This window comes from Leucobacter sp. GX0328, assembly GCF_053567315.1.
Genome location: NZ_JBSGPC010000001.1, coordinates 1380064 through 1397936 on the forward strand (window position 1 = coordinate 1380064; position 17873 = coordinate 1397936).

Annotated in this window: 16 protein-coding genes; 13 read left to right on the forward strand and 3 right to left on the reverse strand. The window is 68.0% G+C overall.

Annotation, left to right across the window (positions count from 1 at the left end; all coding sequences use genetic code 11):
* Genes ACUYTF_RS06315 through ACUYTF_RS06325 form a run of 3 tightly spaced genes read left to right on the forward strand, consistent with a single transcriptional unit; the run spans position 1 to position 2111 of the window.
* The gene (locus ACUYTF_RS06315; RefSeq protein WP_434141903.1) at positions 1 to 1053 is read left to right on the forward strand and encodes a Gfo/Idh/MocA family oxidoreductase; all 1053 of its coding nucleotides are present in this window, start codon (positions 1 to 3) and stop codon (positions 1051 to 1053) included.
* Between the two features lie 43 nt (positions 1054 to 1096).
* Positions 1097 to 1873: a TIM barrel protein gene (locus tag ACUYTF_RS06320; RefSeq protein ID WP_434141902.1), complete on the forward strand. Its 777-nt coding sequence runs from the start codon at positions 1097 to 1099 to the stop codon at positions 1871 to 1873.
* Between the two features lie 49 nt (positions 1874 to 1922).
* The gene (locus ACUYTF_RS06325; protein WP_434141901.1) at positions 1923 to 2111 is read left to right on the forward strand and encodes a hypothetical protein; all 189 of its coding nucleotides are present in this window, start codon (positions 1923 to 1925) and stop codon (positions 2109 to 2111) included.
* 150 nt (positions 2112 to 2261) lie between these two features.
* Here ACUYTF_RS06325 and ACUYTF_RS06330 read toward each other — a convergent pair whose 3' ends face one another.
* A complete protein-coding gene (locus ACUYTF_RS06330) occupies positions 2262 to 3428 on the reverse strand; it encodes a Gfo/Idh/MocA family protein (protein ID WP_434141900.1) in 1167 nt (388 codons plus the stop codon).
* A 97-nt stretch (positions 3429 to 3525) separates the two neighbouring features.
* Entirely contained in the window at positions 3526 to 4449 is a 924-nt protein-coding gene (locus ACUYTF_RS06335; RefSeq protein WP_434141899.1) for a TIM barrel protein, read from the reverse strand.
* Positions 4450 to 4788: 339 nt separating this feature from the next.
* Between ACUYTF_RS06335 and ACUYTF_RS06340 the strand changes: the two genes are divergently transcribed.
* From ACUYTF_RS06340 to ACUYTF_RS06365, 6 genes are all read left to right on the forward strand, one after another.
* Positions 4789 to 6105 (forward strand): extracellular solute-binding protein, encoded by a 1317-nt coding sequence (locus ACUYTF_RS06340; protein WP_434141898.1) that lies wholly within the window; start codon positions 4789 to 4791, stop codon positions 6103 to 6105.
* A gap of 57 nt (positions 6106 to 6162) precedes the next feature.
* Positions 6163 to 7098, forward strand: a complete 936-nt coding sequence (locus tag ACUYTF_RS06345) for an ABC transporter permease subunit (RefSeq protein ID WP_434141897.1) — start codon at positions 6163 to 6165, stop codon at positions 7096 to 7098.
* A 9-nt stretch (positions 7099 to 7107) separates the two neighbouring features.
* Positions 7108 to 8013 (forward strand): ABC transporter permease subunit, encoded by a 906-nt coding sequence (locus ACUYTF_RS06350; RefSeq protein ID WP_434141896.1) that lies wholly within the window; start codon positions 7108 to 7110, stop codon positions 8011 to 8013.
* 73 nt (positions 8014 to 8086) lie between these two features.
* A complete protein-coding gene (locus ACUYTF_RS06355) occupies positions 8087 to 8884 on the forward strand; it encodes a glucose 1-dehydrogenase (RefSeq protein WP_434141895.1) in 798 nt (265 codons plus the stop codon).
* Between the two features lie 97 nt (positions 8885 to 8981).
* A complete protein-coding gene (locus tag ACUYTF_RS06360) occupies positions 8982 to 9995 on the forward strand; it encodes a LacI family DNA-binding transcriptional regulator (protein WP_449279493.1) in 1014 nt (337 codons plus the stop codon).
* 92 nt (positions 9996 to 10087) lie between these two features.
* A complete protein-coding gene (locus tag ACUYTF_RS06365; protein WP_434141893.1) occupies positions 10088 to 11212 on the forward strand; it encodes a substrate-binding domain-containing protein in 1125 nt (374 codons plus the stop codon).
* Between the two features lie 245 nt (positions 11213 to 11457).
* Here ACUYTF_RS06365 and ACUYTF_RS06370 read toward each other — a convergent pair whose 3' ends face one another.
* Positions 11458 to 12336 carry a TIM barrel protein gene (locus ACUYTF_RS06370; RefSeq protein WP_434141892.1) on the reverse strand — a complete coding sequence of 293 codons (879 nt, stop codon included), beginning with the start codon at positions 12334 to 12336 and terminating at the stop codon, positions 11458 to 11460.
* A 113-nt stretch (positions 12337 to 12449) separates the two neighbouring features.
* Between ACUYTF_RS06370 and ACUYTF_RS06375 the strand changes: the two genes are divergently transcribed.
* From ACUYTF_RS06375 to ACUYTF_RS06390, 4 genes are all read left to right on the forward strand, one after another.
* On the forward strand, positions 12450 to 13922 hold the full coding sequence (locus ACUYTF_RS06375; protein WP_434141891.1) for an aldehyde dehydrogenase family protein: 1473 nt from the start codon (positions 12450 to 12452) through the stop codon (positions 13920 to 13922).
* Between the two features lie 207 nt (positions 13923 to 14129).
* Positions 14130 to 16079 carry a 3D-(3,5/4)-trihydroxycyclohexane-1,2-dione acylhydrolase (decyclizing) gene (iolD, locus tag ACUYTF_RS06380; RefSeq protein ID WP_434141890.1) on the forward strand — a complete coding sequence of 650 codons (1950 nt, stop codon included), beginning with the start codon at positions 14130 to 14132 and terminating at the stop codon, positions 16077 to 16079.
* Entirely contained in the window at positions 16076 to 16858 is a 783-nt protein-coding gene (locus ACUYTF_RS06385; RefSeq protein WP_434142199.1) for an aldolase/citrate lyase family protein, read from the forward strand. The genes iolD and ACUYTF_RS06385 overlap by 4 nt, the downstream gene beginning before the upstream one ends.
* Before the next feature lie 17 nt (positions 16859 to 16875).
* Positions 16876 to 17805: an NAD(P)-dependent oxidoreductase gene (locus ACUYTF_RS06390; RefSeq protein ID WP_434141889.1), complete on the forward strand. Its 930-nt coding sequence runs from the start codon at positions 16876 to 16878 to the stop codon at positions 17803 to 17805.
* Positions 17806 to 17873 lie beyond the last annotated feature (68 nt).

Below are 17873 nucleotides of genomic sequence, written 5' to 3' on the forward strand. Positions count from 1 at the left end.
ATGACCGACGCGACCACCCATGCGAAGACCGCAACCCCCGTCCGTCTCGGCCTCATCGGCTCCGGGTGGATCGGAGCCTTCCACGCCGAGACGATCGCGCAGCGCATTCCCAGCGCCGAACTCGCGGTCGTCGCCGACCCCGTGCCGGGCGCCGCCGAGCGCGTCGCCGCACCGCTGGGCGTTTCGAAGACCGTGCTCGATGCCGCAGAGGTGTTCGCCGATCCCGACGTCGACGGCGTGGTCATCTCGTCGCCCGCGTTCACCCACGCCGGCCTCGTGGTCGCAGCCGCCGAGGCGGGCAAGGCCGTGTTCGTCGAGAAGCCGATGGCGCTCACTCTCGAAGACGCCGACCGCGCGATCCTCGCCGCGAAGAACGCGGGCGTGCCGCTGCAGACCGGTTTCAACCGTCGCTTTTCGCGCGACTTCGCGTCGGCGCACCAGATCGTCGCCGACGGCGGCATCGGCACCCCGCAGCTGCTGCGATCCCTCACCCGCGACCCCGGCATCCCGAACCCGGGCGCGGTGAAGCCGTGGACCATCTTCCTCGAGACCCTCATCCACGACTTCGACACGCTCAACTGGTTCAACGCCGACGCCCGACCCGTCGAGGTGTTCGCCGTCGCCGACGCGCTCGCGTACCCCGACTTCAAGCAGTCGGGCCTGCTCGACACCGCCATGGTCACCATTCGCTACAGCAACGGCGCACTCGCGAGCGCCGAGGCCAACTTTTCGGCGGCCTACGGCTACGACGTGCGCGGCGAAGTGTTCGGCTCGGGCGGCATGGTCACCGCCGGCGACGTACGTGCGACGAGCACGCGCCACTACTCCGGAGCCGGCGCTGCAGCACCGACCACGCGACTCAACATCGACCTGTTCCACCAGGCCTACACGGATGAGCTCGTGTCGTTCGTCGACGCGATCCGAAACGGCGGCCCAGTCGCCGGAGCCACCGGCGCAGATGCCCGCGCCGCGCTCGTGATCGCCCTGGCCTGCATCGAATCGGTCACCCGGGGCGCCCCGGTCGCGCTCGACGACCGCGGCGCGGTCATCTGAGCTGCTCATGAGAGCTGTCGACACGAGAGAGGGATCACCGAAGATGAGCTACCGCCTCGCCGCCTGCGCGGAGATGCTGTTCCTGGACCTGCCGATCGAGGAGCGCGTGCGCCGCATCCACGAGCGCGGCTTCCTCGTCGAGATCTGGGACTGGAGCAATAAGGATCTCAAGGCGCTCGCCGCCACAGGAGCCGAGTTCTCATCGATGACCGGATACCTCCGCGGCGACCTCACGACCGTCGAAGGGCGCGCCGAACTCATCGCCACCGCGAAGCTCTCGCTCGAGGCGGCAGCCGTCATCGATTCGCCGCGCCTCAACCTGCACGGCACCGGGCTCGGCGAGGGCGGCCTGCCGGTCGTGCCGCGCGAGAGCGTCACCGGCGAGGACTGGGTGCGCGCAGCCGACACGCTGCGCGAAATCGCTGCCCTGGGCGAATCCGCGGGGCGCACGTTCGTGCTCGAGAATCTCAACCTCGCCGTCGACCACCCGGGCACGCCGTTCGCCCGCGCAGCCGACACGCTCGCGCTCGTGCGCGGGGTCGATCACCCGAATCTGCGCCTGAACCTCGACCTGTACCACGCGCAGATCGGCGAGGGGAATCTGATCGAGCTCGTGACGGAGGCGCTGCCGTGGATCGGCGAGATCCAGGTCGCCGACGTGCCGGGGCGCTGCGAGCCGGGCACCGGTGAGATTCGGTACGAGGCGGTCGCCGCGGCGCTGCGCTCGCTCGGCTACTCCGGCGTGATCGGGGTGGAAGCCTGGGCGAGCGGCGACCCCGACATCGCGCTCGATGCGTTCGCGGCAGCGTTCGCGGCGTAGGCTCGGTGCTGGACGAGAAGCCGGGCAGTCGAATGAGGGAGAGCGCGTGATGGACGAGCAGAAGCAGCAGCGCATCCTGCGCATCGTCGTGTTCAGCATGCTCATCATCGGTGCGCTCGGGTTTCTGCTCTACTTCGCGCAGGGCGGTGAGATAGCCGGCGACAACGGCATCTTCCAATTCTTCCAGGCGCCCGCCGACCCGACGGTGCAGCCCGGCGGCGCCCCCGCGGGGGAGTAGAACGGCCCAGCTGGCCAGTCGGTGCTCAGGATCGCGCGCGGAGAGCATCACCTGACCAGCTGGAGGGTGCGCGTGTACTTGTAACGACACAGGATGGAGCGCGCACCGGTGATTCGGCGATGGACGAAGGTTCACCGCCGAAGCTCGGGATCAGGCGATTTTCGCCCTAGTGCCGCTTGCTGCGGACTGCAATGCGGCGTGCACAACCCCCATCATCTGGGTGGCCGTCGCGAAATCCGTGTCCATCGGGCGGCCGGCCGCGACGCAGCGGAGGAACTCCTGGATCTCGGCAGTGAAGGCCTCCGCATAGCCGGTGCCGACGCCCGCGCCCGGCATTGCCGCGACCTCAGCGAAGTAGGGGTGCTCCGGCCCGGTAAAGACGCGGCGGGCGCCGTTGTAGGCAGAGTCGCTCCCAGAGTTCTCGAAGATGTGGAACTCGCCTGAGGAGATCGAATCGAACTTCGCGCTGCCTCGTGAGCCGATGATCTCGACTCCGAGCGAGTTCGGCGTGCCCGAAGCGATGCGACTGAGAGCGATCTGCCCGACGGCACCCGATGCGAATTCGACCGACAGCAGCGCGGTGTCGTCATTCGTGACGGAGCCCGTCTCGGTCGATGCGGAGGCTCCGTGACCGATGGTGCCCTTGGCCGGTACGGGGCGCTCGGTGATCACCGTGCGCAGGGTCGCGTTCAGTACCTCGGTGATGGGTCCCGCGACGAAATGGAGGGCGTCGATTGCGTGGGCGCCGATATCGAGCAGCGCTCCGCCGCCCGACTGCTGCTGCGAGTAGCGCCAGGAGAGCGCACCCGCGGGGTCTGCGGCGTAGTCGGCGTAGTACCACCCGCGTACGGTGTGGATCTCGCCGAGACGACCGTCGCGCACGGCAGCGGCGAGTGCTGCGAGGCCGGGCAAGCGTCGGAACGAGAAGCCGACTCCGGTGACGGCGGTGGAGGCCTCGGCCAGCGCCTGAAGCCGAGCGGACTCCTCGGCGGTGGTACCGATCGGCTTCTCGGCGAAGAGGTGCTTGCCCGAAGCGATGACCTTGGGCAGTACTTCGGCATGCAGGAAGTTCGGCAGGGCTACACTGACCACGTCGATGTCATCTCGCGCGATGAAGGCGTCGACATCGGACACCGCCTCGGTGAACCCGTAGCGATGGGCGACGGACTGCGCGAGCGCGAGGTTCGGGTCTGCGATCGCGACCAGCTCGACGTCGATGTCAGCGGCCGGGGTCATCATGGCGTTACGGTAACCGAAGGCGTGGGCCTGGCCGGCCATGCCGGCTCCGATCACGCCGACGCGGATGGGCTGTGACATAGGTGGTCTCCTCTGAGAAAAATGACGGGGTTCTGATGGTGGCGATCTGAAGGGTGCTGCGTGCATCGGCTTGAGATCGATCCGATGCATTGAGGGGTCAGCGGAAGCGTGCGGGCGCGCCGCACTCCGCGATGTAGTCGTGGGTGCGCTTCGCGATCTGCAGCGGGGCGGTGAAGTCGCCGACGGGATACATGTCTTGCTCGATGACCGCGAAGATGCCGGGGTTGTGTTTCGCGGCCGCCTCGAGGATGGGTGCATATGCGGGCACGCCGAGGGGCGGCTCGACCATGACACCCTGCGCGACGGCGTCGACGAATGAGATGTCGTTCTTGAGCACGTGGGCGAGCAGATCGGGCTCGACCTGCTTGAGGTGGAGGTACCCGACACGGTCGGGGTGCTCAGAGATGACGCGCATGTTGTCGCCGAAGTAGTAGGCGAGGTGACCGGTGTCGAGGCAGAGGTTCGTGTACCGGGGGTCGGTGTTCTCGAGCAGGCGGATCACCTCGAAATGCGAGCCGACCGGACTCTCGGCATGCGAGTGGAACTGCTGCTTCAATCCGTATTCTTCGAGGAGGCGTCTGCCGATCTCGTCGTGGCCCGCAGTGAACGCCTGCCACTCCTGGTTCGTGAACTCGCGGGCGCCCTGCACTGTTCCGTCGGATCCGCGCTCCCACATTTCGGGGAGCGCGATCACGTGTTCGCCGCCGAGCGCGGTGACGAGCTTTGCGACCTCGCTCACGGCGAGCCAGGCCTTCTCGGTCTCGTTGCCTCCCCGGTGGAGCCCAGTGAAGACCGTTCCCGCAGAAAGCTCGAGCTCGTGCGCGTCGAAGTCATCCCGGAGCTTTGCGGGGTCGGTGCCAAGGTAGCCGTAGGGGCCGAGTTCGGTCCAGTGGAAACCAGCCTCGGTGACCTCGCGCAAGTACTGTTCGGGGCCCGGTTGCGCCGGATCCACGGCGTTCCACACTCCCCAGGAATCGGGGGCGATGCCGATGCGGGAGGCGGTGTCAGGCGTGCTGGACATTGGGTACGGCTCCTTCGCCATATGGGTGCGGTTGACGATTGCGATGCTAGAGCGCTTTAGTTTTTGATGTCAAGCGTGATTTCTGGTTGCCGCGAAAGGTGTGGGTGTCGTCGTTGCTGCTTTTGGGTAGTTGATAGTGGATTGTTTGTAAATAAATGCCTGATAAGACATGAATAAATGACGAATTCTCGCCAGGCTAATGACTGTGGAGGGTGCTGAGCGGATCGCCTGATTGCATGGTGGAGAGAAAATGGTACTTGACGAAGCGAACTAAAGCGCTCTAGTTTTAGTTCGACGGAACGAAGCTGTTCCGCCCACATAAGCGACAAGGAGGTCACGGTGTCTCAGAAATCACGCCGTGTAATGACCGCGGCACTGCCGCTTTCTTTGGCTGCCGCGCTCGCGCTCACCGGGTGCGGTGCCAGCGGATCGTCAGTAGAGGGAAGCCCCGATTCCGGTGATCTGAACGTTCAGGTGTATGGCGACTGGCCCTTCGTGCAGGCTGCAGCCGACTCGTTCATGAAGGAGCACCCCGACGCGAAGATCAAGGTCGGTGGCATCACGAACGAGCAGATGCGCGAGTCCGGCGGCCGGCTGTTCACCTCGAGCGATGCGCCCGACGTCGTCTCGTACACGTTGCAGGACGCCTACATGGAAGACTGGATCGCAGCCGGCGCGCTGCAGCCCCTCGACGATGTGTGGAAGGAGAACGACCTCGAATCGGTCGTCAGCGGCACGACCGTCGACCTCGCAACTGCCTCCGACGGCAAGAAGTATTCGGTGCCGGTGGCACTTACGCTGCTGCCGTACGTGTACATGGATACCGAGCAGTGGGCGAGCTTCGGCGGCGCGGCTCCCGACCCCGAGACGCACACCTTCGCCTCCGTCGACGAGTTCAGCGATTCTCTCCAGGCTGCGAAGGATGCAGGGCTCACCCCGCTCTCGGTACCCGGCAACCCCTTCGTTGAATACCTCTTCGGGTCGCTGCTCCAGACCTCGTGCGGCACAGACCTCTACACCGAGATCTCCACGAACTGGCAGAAGGGCGGCGAGAAGAGCGCTGAATACACTGATCCGTGCGTCGTCAATGCGCTCGAGCAGCTGGGCGAATGGGGGGAGAAGGGCTACTTCGCCCAGGGCGTTGACAGTCTGACGTTCGAACAGTCACAGACGCTCTTCGACACGCAGAAGTCGCCGACCTGGATCATGGGCAGCTGGGTACCGCCGGTCTACGAGCCCGAAGGCTTCACTTGGGATTGGGCGCTCTTCCCCTCGCTCGGCGATGAGCCCACCGCGCACGGTGTTTCTCTAGACTCGTTCCTGGTGCCACAGGGGGCGAAGAACCCCGAGCTTGCGAAGAGCTTCATCTCGTACCTCACTTCGAAGGCAGTCGTCGAGGACGGGATGAACAAGGTCCCGGCCCGCGAGGATGTCGACCTGTCGAAGGTCATCGAATCCCCGATTCTCACGAGCATCGTCGAACAGTACCAGACGGCGCCGCAGGCGCCCGGCTGGTTCACGATGCTGCCCGCCAGCGTCGAGCAGGAGTTCTCGGAATCGGTGGTTTCCGGTGTGATGTCCGGTCGCGTCAGCGCGAAGGATGCCGCAGCTGCGCTGCAGGACGCCGCGAGCACGTATCGCGAGCAGCACTCCTAATCCGTCAGCCGCGAGACCGGGGGAGCGGTGCGAACCGCTCCCCCGGGAAGGGTCATCATGTCTACAACACAGGTCAAAGCGAAACCGCGAAACCCGAAGTCTGCCGAAGGCCGGTCCTCCCACGGGGCTTCTCAGAAGCTGTTCTGGTCGTTCACCGCCCCGGCCATCGTGCTCGTGGTTCTGTTCACGATCTGGCCGGCGCTTACGTCGATCCCACTCATGTTCCAGCGTTGGCCCGGCTACGGAAATGCGCAGTGGATCGGGTTCGATAACTTCACCCGACTTTTCACCGATCCGGATGCGCTCTGGGCTCTGCTGAGGACCTTCGCCCTGACGGTGCTCGCAGCGGGCGGCACGGTCATTCTGGGTACGGCGTTCGCCATTGCGTTCCATCGCAAGATTCCGCTCTCGAACACTCTCAAGTTCATCATCTTCCTGCCCGTCATCTTGCCGCCGACGATGTACGCGTTGGCATGGAAGAACGCGCTCGATCCCGAGCTCGGGTGGGTGAACCCATTGCTGCAGCAGATCAACCCGGCATGGTCGCCGCACTGGTTGAGTGACCCGAACCTGGTGCTCTGGGTCGTGACATTCATCGCGACGATCCAGTACGTCGGCATTCCGATGATCCTCATGGTGTCGGCGATGAACGATATCCCTGAGTCGATCAATGAGGCAGCCACGCTTGACGGGGTGAATGCTTGGCAGAGGATCTGGAAGGTGACGCTGCCCATGACGAAGGATGTGCTCGTCGTCGTGATTGGTCTGCAGATCATCGGCAACTTCAAGCAGCTCGATACTGTCTACGCACTCACGCAGGGCGGGCCGAGCAAGGCGTCCGACATCCTGTCGACGTTCATTTACCGTGAGGGCTTCACCCTCGGAGACTTCGGATACGCGAGCGTAGCCGGGTTCGTCGGCACCATCATCATCGTCGCGGCGTCGATGGCATACACCCTCTTCTTCCGTCCGTCGAAGATCAGCAACCAGTAGGGAACGGAAATGAGCACGATCACTCACACGCAACTCATCTCCTCCGCGAATGCGGGCAAAGCAGCAACTCGCAGCCGACGCAAGCCTCGAGGCCCCTGGGGGTGGGTCGCGACCGTCGTCGTCGGCCTCTACGCGATCATGACGGTGCTACCGACGATTACCATCCTGCTCGGCTCATTCAAGGAGTCGAAGCAGATCGTCGCCGACCCGTTGGGTTTGCCGACCACCTGGGTCTTCGATAACTACGTGCGCGGGTGGGAGGGCGTTGCGGTCGGCGAATCGATGTCGCTTTACTTCCTCAACACGGCGCTCTTCTCGATAGCTGCCGTCGGGGCAAGTGTGATCGCCGGTACGATGGCCGCGTACGCGATCGCGCGCAAGACCGGCCCGATGTCGGCAGCCTTCGAACGTCTCTACTATGTGCTGTACGCGCTGCCGTTCCTGGCAGTGATCATTCCGCTCTTCAGTGTCACCGGTGACTTCGGCATCCGCAGCAACCCGTTCATGATCGGCCTCGTATTCGCTGCGGGCTGGCTTCCGCTCAATGTCGTGCTCATGTACGCGTTCTTCGCGTCGTTCCCCAACGACGTGATCGAGGCCGCGAAGGTCGACGGTGCCTCGGAAATCCGCATTTTCTGGACGATCGCCGTGCCGATGTCGAAAGGCCCGATTCTCAGTACCGTGCTGCTGAGCTTCATCTACGCCTGGAACAACCTGTCTCACACGCTGCCATTGCTCGTCGACCCGGCGAGCACGACGGTCGCGCCCGGCCTGCTGCTCTTCAGCGCTCAATACAGCGTCGATATTGGAGCGCAGATGGCCGGCCAGATCATCAGCATCATTCCGCTCGTGTTGGCCTACGCGCTAATGCACAAGCACATCATGGAGAGCTTCCGCGTCGGCTCGTTCCGTTAGAGACGCTCGCTGGAAACCGCAACACGATTCTCCGGGGCTATGCGGCGCGGAGAGGAAAAAGGAACAACACGACATGGGAAACCTCAACTGGGACTTCACGAGCCGACGGGTGCTTGTCACCGGCGCCGCCTCGGGCATCGGATACGGCGTCGCAAGCCTCTTCGCCCGATCGGGGGCTCGAGTAGCAGTGCTCGACCGCCCCGGCGATGCGCTCGACGCGGCGGTGGCCTCGCTCTCGGAAGCGGCGCAGGAAGCGGTTATCGCGATCCCTGCCGATCTCAGCAGCCTCGACGAGATCGAGCGCGCGGCCGGCGAGGTCGAACAGCGCCTGGGCGGCTTGGACACCCTCGTGAACAACGCCGGCGTGGGCAAGGAGATCGCACTCGTCGACACCGATGACGCGCACCTCGACTTCGTGCTCGACGTGAACCTGCGAGCTGTCATCGCGCTCACGCGCGAGCTCGTGCCGGCGCTCATCCGGTCGGGTGATGGCGCATCGGTGATCAACCTGGCGTCGCAGGCCGCGAAGGTCGGTAACCCCGGTATCACGGTGTACAGCGCGAGCAAAGCCGGGGTGATCGGCTTCACGCGATCCCTGGCGGCGGAGCTCGCGCCCCAGGGAGTGCGGGTCAACTCGGTAGCCCCGGGCACTGTGCTCACGCCGATGATGGAGAACAACATCCGCCACACCAGCGAGGAGCGGGGCATCAGCTACGAGGAGGCCTACGGCGTGTGGGCCGCGCCCATTCCGCTCGGCCGGATGCAGGGGCCGCAGAATATCGCCGCGGCGATCGCCTTCCTGGCATCGGATCTCGCGTCAGAGATCACCGGCGAATCCCTCAACGTCAGCGGCGGGCTGGTGACCGTCTGACTTCGCCGACACAGGCCAAATGTAAGCTAGTCAATCTGAAGAAGAACAGCGGCCCCGACCATAGGCTGCGCCGGAGGGCACGATGGCACGGACCACAATGGAGGACGTTGCGAAGCGCGCGGGAGTATCGCGGGCGCTCGTCTCATTGGCGTACCGCAACCTTCCCGGTGTGAGCGAGGCGACGCGGGAGCGTATTCTCGCGGTCGGACGCGAGCTGCGCTACTCTCCGAACCGTGTTGCGGCGCGGCTCGCGAGCAGCAGCGGCGACACGATCGGCGTCTTTCTGCAAGATCTGCACAACGACCTCTATGCCGACGTGTTCGACGGTGTTCGGGAAGTCGCTGACAGGGAGGGTATTCCCCTCGTGCTGACAGTAGGCGAGCTCGGTGGCAATCGCGATCGTTCCGCGCTCGAGACCCTGAAACAGAGCCGGGTCGATGTCGCCATCGCCATCGGGCTCCTCATGTCCGATGCGGAGGCGAGTGAGGTGGCGAAGGATTTGCCCCTTGTGGTCGTCACGCGGAAGATCGATGGCATCGACAGCGTGTACTCCGATGATCTCGAGAGCGGTCGCCTCGCTACCGAGTACCTTATTCGCATGGGGCACCGACGGATCGCATTCCTCGCGAATCCGCCCGACGACGGCTACCGGGGGCGGCGCGACGGATACTTCGCGGTAATGGAGCGGGCGGGCCTTCCTCCTCGGGTGGTGCAGAGCGAATGGTCCCGCGAAGCTGCGGCCCGCGATATTGGAGAGGTGCTCGACTCGGTCGAGCGGCCGACGGGGATTTTCGCGCATAACGACCAGGCAGCGCTCGGAGTGCTCGACGCCCTCGCGGCTCGCGGACTGCGCGCAGGGGTAGACGTATCGGTGATCGGGCACGACAATACAGCGGGAAGCCGGCTCCCCGGTGCGGCGCTGACCACTGTCGACCTGCATGGCTTCGAACTCGGGCGTCGAGCTGCGGAACTCGCCCTGAGTCGGATTGCCGAACCAGCGAGGCACGCCGAGGACTCACCGTCGAGGCCGACGCTCATCAAGCGCGAGACCACGGCATCGTACGTTCAGCCGATCACGGGGTCTCCTGAGGCGTCGCTGAATCGCGGGTGACCCCCAGTTTCGGCTCGCCGAGCGCTCTGGACCGGTCCACGCGTAGACTGGTGCGCGGACAGCGGCGCGGCCGCGGCGATGGAGGCGTGGACGTGAAGACAGAGCAGGAAACGGGCGGCACCGAGCGCAAGAGCGCACCCATGACCGCGCCGACGCCGGTGCCCGCTCCCGCGCGCAAACGTCCCCCCACCATCCGCGACGTCGCGAGCGAGGCCGGCGTCTCGAAATCGCTCGTCTCGCTCGTCTTCAACGGCGGCGAGAACGTCAGCGAGGAGCGCCGGCAGCGCGTGCTGCTGGCCGCCGAGCGCCTCGGATACCGCCCGAACCTCGTCGCGCAGTCGCTCTCGGCCGGGCGCCGCGACCTCATCGCCATCCTCGTCTCGAACCTGCACAACCCCCTCTTCGCCGACATCGTCGCCGCTGCGAAGGCCCGTTTCGGCGAGGCAGGGCGTCGCACCATGATCGTGAGCGCGCAGGTGGACGATGGCAGCGGCGAGACGGTGCTCGACCGCGACAACCTCGCGGTGTTGCGCGACCTGCGCCCGTCGGGCCTGCTCACGATCGGCACGATCCCCGAGTTCAGCGGGCTCGCCGAGCTCACCCACACCGTGCCGACGGTGGTCGCGAGCGCGATCGACGCGACCGACGACACCGTCGCGACGGTGCGCACCGATGATGCGGCAGGGATCGGCCTCGTCGTCGACCACCTCCTCGAGCAGGGCATCAGGCGCATCGTCTTCGTCGGCGGCGACGGCGGCACCGTGTCGGCGTCGCGCGAGCGGGCGTTCCGCGGTATCGCGGAGCAGCGCGGCCTCGGCGCCGACGCGCGCGTCGAGCGCGCCGACTTCACCGAGACCGGTGCCCGCCTGGCCGTCGAGCGGCTGCTCGCCGAGAAGCGCCTTCCCGAGGCGATCGTCGCGGTCAACGACCTCACCGCCGTCGCCGTCATCTCCGCGCTCGAGGCGGCGGGCGTGCCGGTGCCGGGCGGGTGCCGTGTCACGGGATACGACGATACGACGCTATCGGCGATCCCGCGCATCTCGCTCACCAGCGTCGACCCCGACAACCGCCGCATCGGCCGCGAGGCCGCCGAAACTCTACTCGCTGCCGCCTACCCGGCGGCCGGTGCCCCGGGTACTGGCGCCGCCGCAGGCCCCCATCACGAGGTGCTCATCGAGCCGAGCCTCGTCGTGCGCGGCTCGTCCGTCGCCGGCTGACACGTTCGGTCGCTACCCGTCGGCTACCGTCGGTGCCGGTGGGCGACTGTCGGTGCCGGTCGGCTACCGTCGGTGCCGGTGGGGGCCTCGCGGCGGCCTACCGGCTCCGACCTCGTCGACAAAGGGTCGCGAATTGGGGTTCGCGCCACTGCGAGACCCCAATTCGCGCCTCCTTGTCGCATCGAGCGCCCGCGGCCGCGCCCGCGCCCGCGCCCGCAGGGGCAGAAGGGCAGCGGCAGCGGGCCTCAGCTGACCCGGCGGTTGGCCTCGGCGAAGCAGGCGAGGGCCGCATCGCGCGCCTCGGCGAGACCCCGCTCGAGCGGCAGCGAACGGTGGCGATCCGAGAGCATCTCGACGCCCCACGGCCCGTCGAACCCGGTCGCGCGCACGGCGTCGATGAAGGCCGGCACGTCGAACGACCCCTCGCCGGGCAGCAGACGCCGGTGCACGGTGTCCTCGAAGAGCGTGCCGACCGGTTCGGGGGCGCCGTCGTTGAGCTCGACCGAGAAGACGTATTCGCCGGGCACGCGCTCGGCGATGACCGTGTAGTCGGTGCGCGGGCGGGCGACGTGCCAGATGTCGATGCACAGGCCGCCGGCCGGGTTCGCGACCTTCGTGACGAGGTCGATGCCGTCTTCGAGCGACGGGCCATGGGTCGCGAAGGGGAGGAACTCGTAGGCGACGCGAGTGCCGTGCTCGGCCGCCTCGGTGGCGAGCGCGTCGAACGCGGCGGCGAAGCGGTCGTCGTCGACGGGGAGCCCCGCGGTCTCGGGGCCGATCTTCACGGTGCGCGCGCCGAGTGCTTCGGCCGCCGCGAAGAGGTCGCGCCGCACACGGTCGGAGGTCGCCCGCCGTTCGTCGTCGGCCCACCAGTGCTCGATGAGCTCGAGCTCGACGTGCTGCATGCCGTGGTCGTCGAGCCGCTGCCTCAGCTCGGCGAGCGTGCCGCGTTCGAGATGCGCCATGAGGTCGGTGTGCGCGAGACCGAACCCGGCCCATCCGCCGGCGGCCGCGGCGGCGATGCGATCCTCGATCGGGATCGGGCTCCGATCGCGCTCCGGCCCGGGCATGGCGGTGCCCGCCGTGGTCCAGCAGGTGGCGAGCAGGGCGGGCGTTGCGGTCATGGTGCTCCTTCGCGTCGGGTCTCGACCCAGTGTGCCATGGGCGGTTGACGGAACCGGCGCGACATGCGTACAATTTGGACCGGTCCAAGTTTCAAGGATGAGAGAGTGAACCCATGAGCGCACAGGGCACGCAGCACACGCAGGACACGCGTGAATACGGCAACTACGATCTGCTGATCGGCGGGGAGTGGCGGGGCGCCCAGGGCGGCGCACGCGCCGAGGTGCTCTCGCCGTTCGACGGCCGCGCGATCGGCGAGGTCGCCGTCGCCACCGTCGCCGACGTCGAGGCCGCGGTGACTGCAGCGGCCGCCGGCGCCGCGAAGTGGGGCCGCACCCCGGCTCACGAGCGCGCCGCCATCCTGAACCGCGCCGCCGATCTCGCCGATGCGCGCGCCGACGAGATCGCCGCCGTCATCTCGGCCGAGAACGGCAAGCCGCTCACTGAGGCCCTCGGCGAATCCCGCCGCTCGGGCGCGATCATCAGGCTCTCCGCCCACGAGGGCACCCAGCTGTACGGCGACTCGCTGCCGCTCGACGCGAACCCCGGCACGGGGCAGGACAAGCTCGGCTTCACGCTGCGCCAGCCCGTCGGCGTCGTCGTCGCCATCACCCCGTTCAACTACCCGGCGTTGCTCGTTCTGCACAAGGTCGGCCCGGCCCTCGCGGCGGGCAACGCCGTCATTCTGAAGCCGGCGGGGGCCACCCCGCTCACGGCGCTCGCGCTCGCGCAGGTATTCGTCGATGCCGGCGTGCCCGAGGGGGTCATCTCGGTGATCACGGGCTCGGGCGGCGTGCTCGGCGACGCGCTCGTCACCGACCGCCGCGTGCGCAAGATCTCGTTCACCGGTTCGACCGGGGTGGGCGAGCGCATCGCCTCGATCGCCGGCGTGAAGAAGCTGTCGCTCGAGCTCGGCGCGTCGTCGCCGACCGTGATCCTGCCCGGCGCCGACATCGAGAAGGCAGCCGCGGCGGTCGCGGCGGGCGGCTACGTCAACGGCGGCCAGGTCTGCATCTCGGTGCAGCGCGTCATCGTGCACCGCGACGTCGAGGCCGATCTTCTCGATGCCCTGCAGCCGAAGGTGGCGCAGATCAAGATGGGCGACCCCTTCGCCGAGGGCACCACGCTCGGCCCGCTCATCTCCGAGCGCGAGGCGCGCCGCGTCGAGAGCAGCATCGCACAGGCCGTCAGCGACGGCGCGCACCTGCTCACGGGCGGCGAGCGCGATGGCGGCTTCATCTCGCCCGCGATCGTGACCGGCGTCGACACCCGCCAGGCCTTCGCGCAGGAGGAACTCTTCGGCCCCGCCGTCGCCGTCACCACCGTCGACGGTTTCGACGCCGCGATCGACGCCGCTAACGGCACCCCCTACGGCCTCGCCGCCGGCGTCTTCGGCGGAACGCTCACCGAGGGCATCCGCGCCGTGCGCGAGATCGAGGCCGGCTCCGTGCATCTCGGCTGGACGCCGCTGTGGCGCGCCGACCTCATGCCCTACGGTGGCCTGAAGGCCTCGGGCTACGGCAAGGAGGGCGTGCGCTCCACGGTCGAGGAGATGACAGAAGTGAAGACCGTCATCATGCACGGCTGATTTCTACAGGGATCGCGGATCGCGGACGCGGTTGACGGAGTTTCGGGATGCGCGCCTCATCCATCCGCGGGGTGCGAACACCCCGCTCCCGCCAGACCCGGCCAAGTCGCGCATGTGCGAATCCCACCGGACGCCAGACCTTCAGCATCGTGCATGAGCACGGGCTTCGAGAAAACGCAGAACAACAGTAAGCAAAGGAGCATCTTCATGGTTCAGGGAACCTCCGGGCAGACCGTGCGGCTCACGGTCGCGCAGGCCATCGTGCGCTTCGTCGCAGCGCAGTATTCCGTCGCCGACGGCGAACGCCGCCGCTTCGTGCCCGCGGCGCTCGGCATCTTCGGCCACGGCAACGTCGCCGGCTTCGGCCAGGCGCTCGCCGAGAACTCCGACTCGCTGCCGTTCGTGCAGGGTCGCAACGAGCAGGCGCTCGGCCACATGGCCACGGGCTTCGCGAAGGCGTCGAAGCGCCGGCAGACTCTCGCCGTCACGGCGTCGATCGGCCCGGGCGCCACGAACCTCATCACCGCCGCGGGCCTCGCTACCGTGAACCGCATCCCGCTGCTGCTCTTCCCGGGCGACACCTACGCGACCCGCCGCCAGGGGCCGGTGCTGCAGCAGCTCGACCTGCCGGGCACCCCCGACGTGACGGTGAACGACGCGTTCCGCCCCGTGTCGCGCTTCTTCGACCGCATCAACCGCCCCGAGCAGCTGCTCACGGCGCTGCCGCAGGCGTTCCGCGTGCTCGCGAACGCCGAGGAGACCGGCGCGGTCGTCGTGTCGCTGCCGCAGGACGTGCAGTCGCACGCCTACGACTTCCCGGTCGAGTTCTTCGCCGAGCGCGACTGGGTGATCCGCCGCCGTCTGCCCGATGTCGTCGAGGTCGCGCAGGTCGCCGAACTCATCAAGCACGCCGAGCGCCCCCTCGTCATCGCGGGCGGCGGCGTGCACTACGCCGACGCGCAGGGCGTGCTCACCGGGCTCGCGAAGCGCACGCTGCTGCCGGTCAGCGAGACCTTCGGCGGCAAGGGCGCCATCACCGAGGACGGCCCGTGGAGCGTCTTCGGCATCGGCCTCGAGGGGTCGCCGACCACCAACCGGCTGGCCGCCCGTGCCGACCTGATAGTGCACATCGGCACTCGCCTCACCGACTTCGCGACAGCATCGCAGTCGCTGTTCGCGAACCCCGACGTGCGGTTCGCGTCGATCAACACCGTCGAGCACGACGCCGTGAAGCAGGGCGCCACGGCCGTGCTGGCGGATGCGAAGCTCGCACTCGAAGCGCTCGACGCAGTGCTCGACGGGTATGCGATCCCTGCAGCTTGGGCCGCCGAGGTCGAGCAGGCGCGCGCCGACTGGCTGCCCGCGCGCGATGCGGCGCTCGACCCGTACACCCGCTTCCCGAAGGAGCAGCACCCCGAGCTGCTCGATACCGACGCGGTGCTCACCCAGGGCCAGCTCATCGGCCTCATGCAGCGGCACTCGCGCCCGGGCGACACGATCGTCGCCGCGGCCGGCGGCCCTCCCGGCGACCTGCAGAAGGTGTGGGATGCGACCGACGGCCGCCACGCGCACCTCGAGTTCGGCTTCTCGTGCATGGGCTACGAGCTGCCCGCGGCCATGGGGGTGCGCGTCGCCGACGCCGACCCTTCGCACCGCGTCACCGCGTTCATCGGCGACGGCACCTTCATCATGATGCCGACCGAGATCGTCACCGCGGCGCAGGAGAAGATCCCGTTCACCGTCGTCATCTCCGAGAACCACGGCTACCAGGTGATCCGCCGCCTGCAGATGTGGCGCACGGGCGAGCACTACGGCAACGAGTTCCGGTATCGCGAGGGCGAGGGATCGCTCGCGACTTCGGACGCCGGCGTGCTCGAGGGCGACTACTTGAAGATCGACCTCGCGCAGGTCGCGGCGGGTCTCGGCGCTGAGGTGCGCACGCCCACGACGGCCGAGGAGGTCGCTGCGGCGCTCGACGAGACCCGTGACGTGCAGGGCCCGGTCGTCATCGTCGTGCCGACGATTCCGCACGCCGACCTGCCCGGTGCCGAGGCCTGGTGGGACGTCTCGCCGGCGGAGGTCTTCGACCGGGTCGACACCTCCGTGAAACTCGTCGAGTACCGCGAGGGCCTCGAGCTGCAGCGGTGGCACGGATGACCGCGGGCCCGCTCGCGCCCGGGCGCAGGTTGCGCGAGCGCTTCCTCGCGGGGGAGCCGACCATCGGCACCTTCCTCGGTCTCGGCTCGGTGACCGCCGCCGAGGTGTGCGCGGCCGCCGGCCTCGACTGGGTGCTCGTCGACCTCGAGCACGGCGGCGGCGATGAGAGCGAGGTCGGCGCGGTCGCCGCGGCGGCCGGCGCCTACGGCACCGCCACGCTCGTGCGGGTCGAGCAGCCCGAGCGCATCCGCATCGGGCGCGTGCTCGACGCGGGCGCGGCGGGTGTCATGTTCCCGCGCATCTCGAGCGCGGCCGAGGCCGCCGAAGCGCGGCGCCACCAGCTGTATCCGCCCGAGGGCGACCGCGGTGTCGCGAGTTACAACCGTGCCGCCCGCTGGACCTTGGACACCCCGGCGCTCGACGGCTCGAACGATCAGGCGATCGGCATCGTGCAGATCGAGACGCTCGGCGCCGTCGATGAGCTCGACGCGATCGCCGCGACCGACGGCGCCGACGTGCTCTTCGTCGGGCCGCAGGATCTCAGCTACGCGCTCGGCGTGCCGCGGCAGTTCGATGCGCCGGTCTTCCAGCAGACGCTCGACCGGGTGGTTGAGGCGTGCCGACGGCACGGCAAGGTCGCGGGCATCCTCGCGAACGACCGCGTGGCCGCCGAACGCTACTTCGAGCGGGGCTTCGGATTCGTCGCCATCGGGTCGGACGCGACGCTGCTCGCCGCGGCGGTGCACGCGATGATCCCCGACGGCATGGGCGTGCGATGAGCGCTGAGAGGCCGGCAGTGGCACTTGCCGCATCCCCGGTCGTCGTCGGTCTCGGGCCGGTCGACCCCGCGCTCGTCGTGCCGTACCTGCCAGAGGGCGCGGTGTTCGCGGCGAAGCCGAGCGCGGGCGATCTCGCCGAGGCGCAGGGTGCGATCGTGCGCGCGGCCTACGATGTCGATCGCGAATTGCTGACCCGTATGCCGAACCTCCGCGTCGTCGCGCGCACCGGGGTGGGGGTCGAGCGCGTCGATCTCGCCGCCGCTGCGGAACGCGGGGTGCACGTCGCGATCACCCCGGGCAGCAACGCCCGGGCGGTCGCCGAGGGAGCCTTCGCGATGCTGTTGTCGCTCGTCAAGCGCGTCGGAGTTTCTCACGCGTACGTGGCGGGCGACCGGTGGGGCCGCGACGCGGTCGCAGACCCGGTGCCCGTGCCCGGCGATGCCATCGGGAAGACGCTCGCCGTGATCGGCTTCGGGCGCATCGGGCGCATCATCGCCGGCTACGGCGCCGCCTTCGGCATGCGCGTCGTCGTGCACGACCCCTTCGTGCGGTCGGAGGAGTACGAGAACGCGACGCTCGAGGCCGCCGTGCGGCAGGCCGATGCGCTGACGCTGCACCTGCCCGGAGGCGACGGCGAACTGCTGCCGCTCGATCTGCTGCGGCAGGCGAGGCCCGGGCTCGTGCTCGTGAACTGTGCGCGGGCCGAGCTCGTCGCGGTCGAGACCCTGCGCACCGCCCTCGACGAGGGCGTGCTCGGCGGTGTCGGGCTCGACGTGTTCCCCGAGGAGCCGGCGCAGTCGCACCCGCTCGCCGGTCGCGAGGACGTGCTGCTGAGCCCGCACACGACCGGGCTGTCGGAGGCGGCGATGGCGGCCACCTTCCGCATGGCGGCCGAGGCCGTCTCTCGCGTGCTCGCAGGGGGCGAGCCGGAGTTCAGAGCCTCATAGGCCGGGCTCCGGCTCGACCCCTTGTTGACGGATCGGAAAAATGCTCGTATGCTTTGGACCGGTCCAAT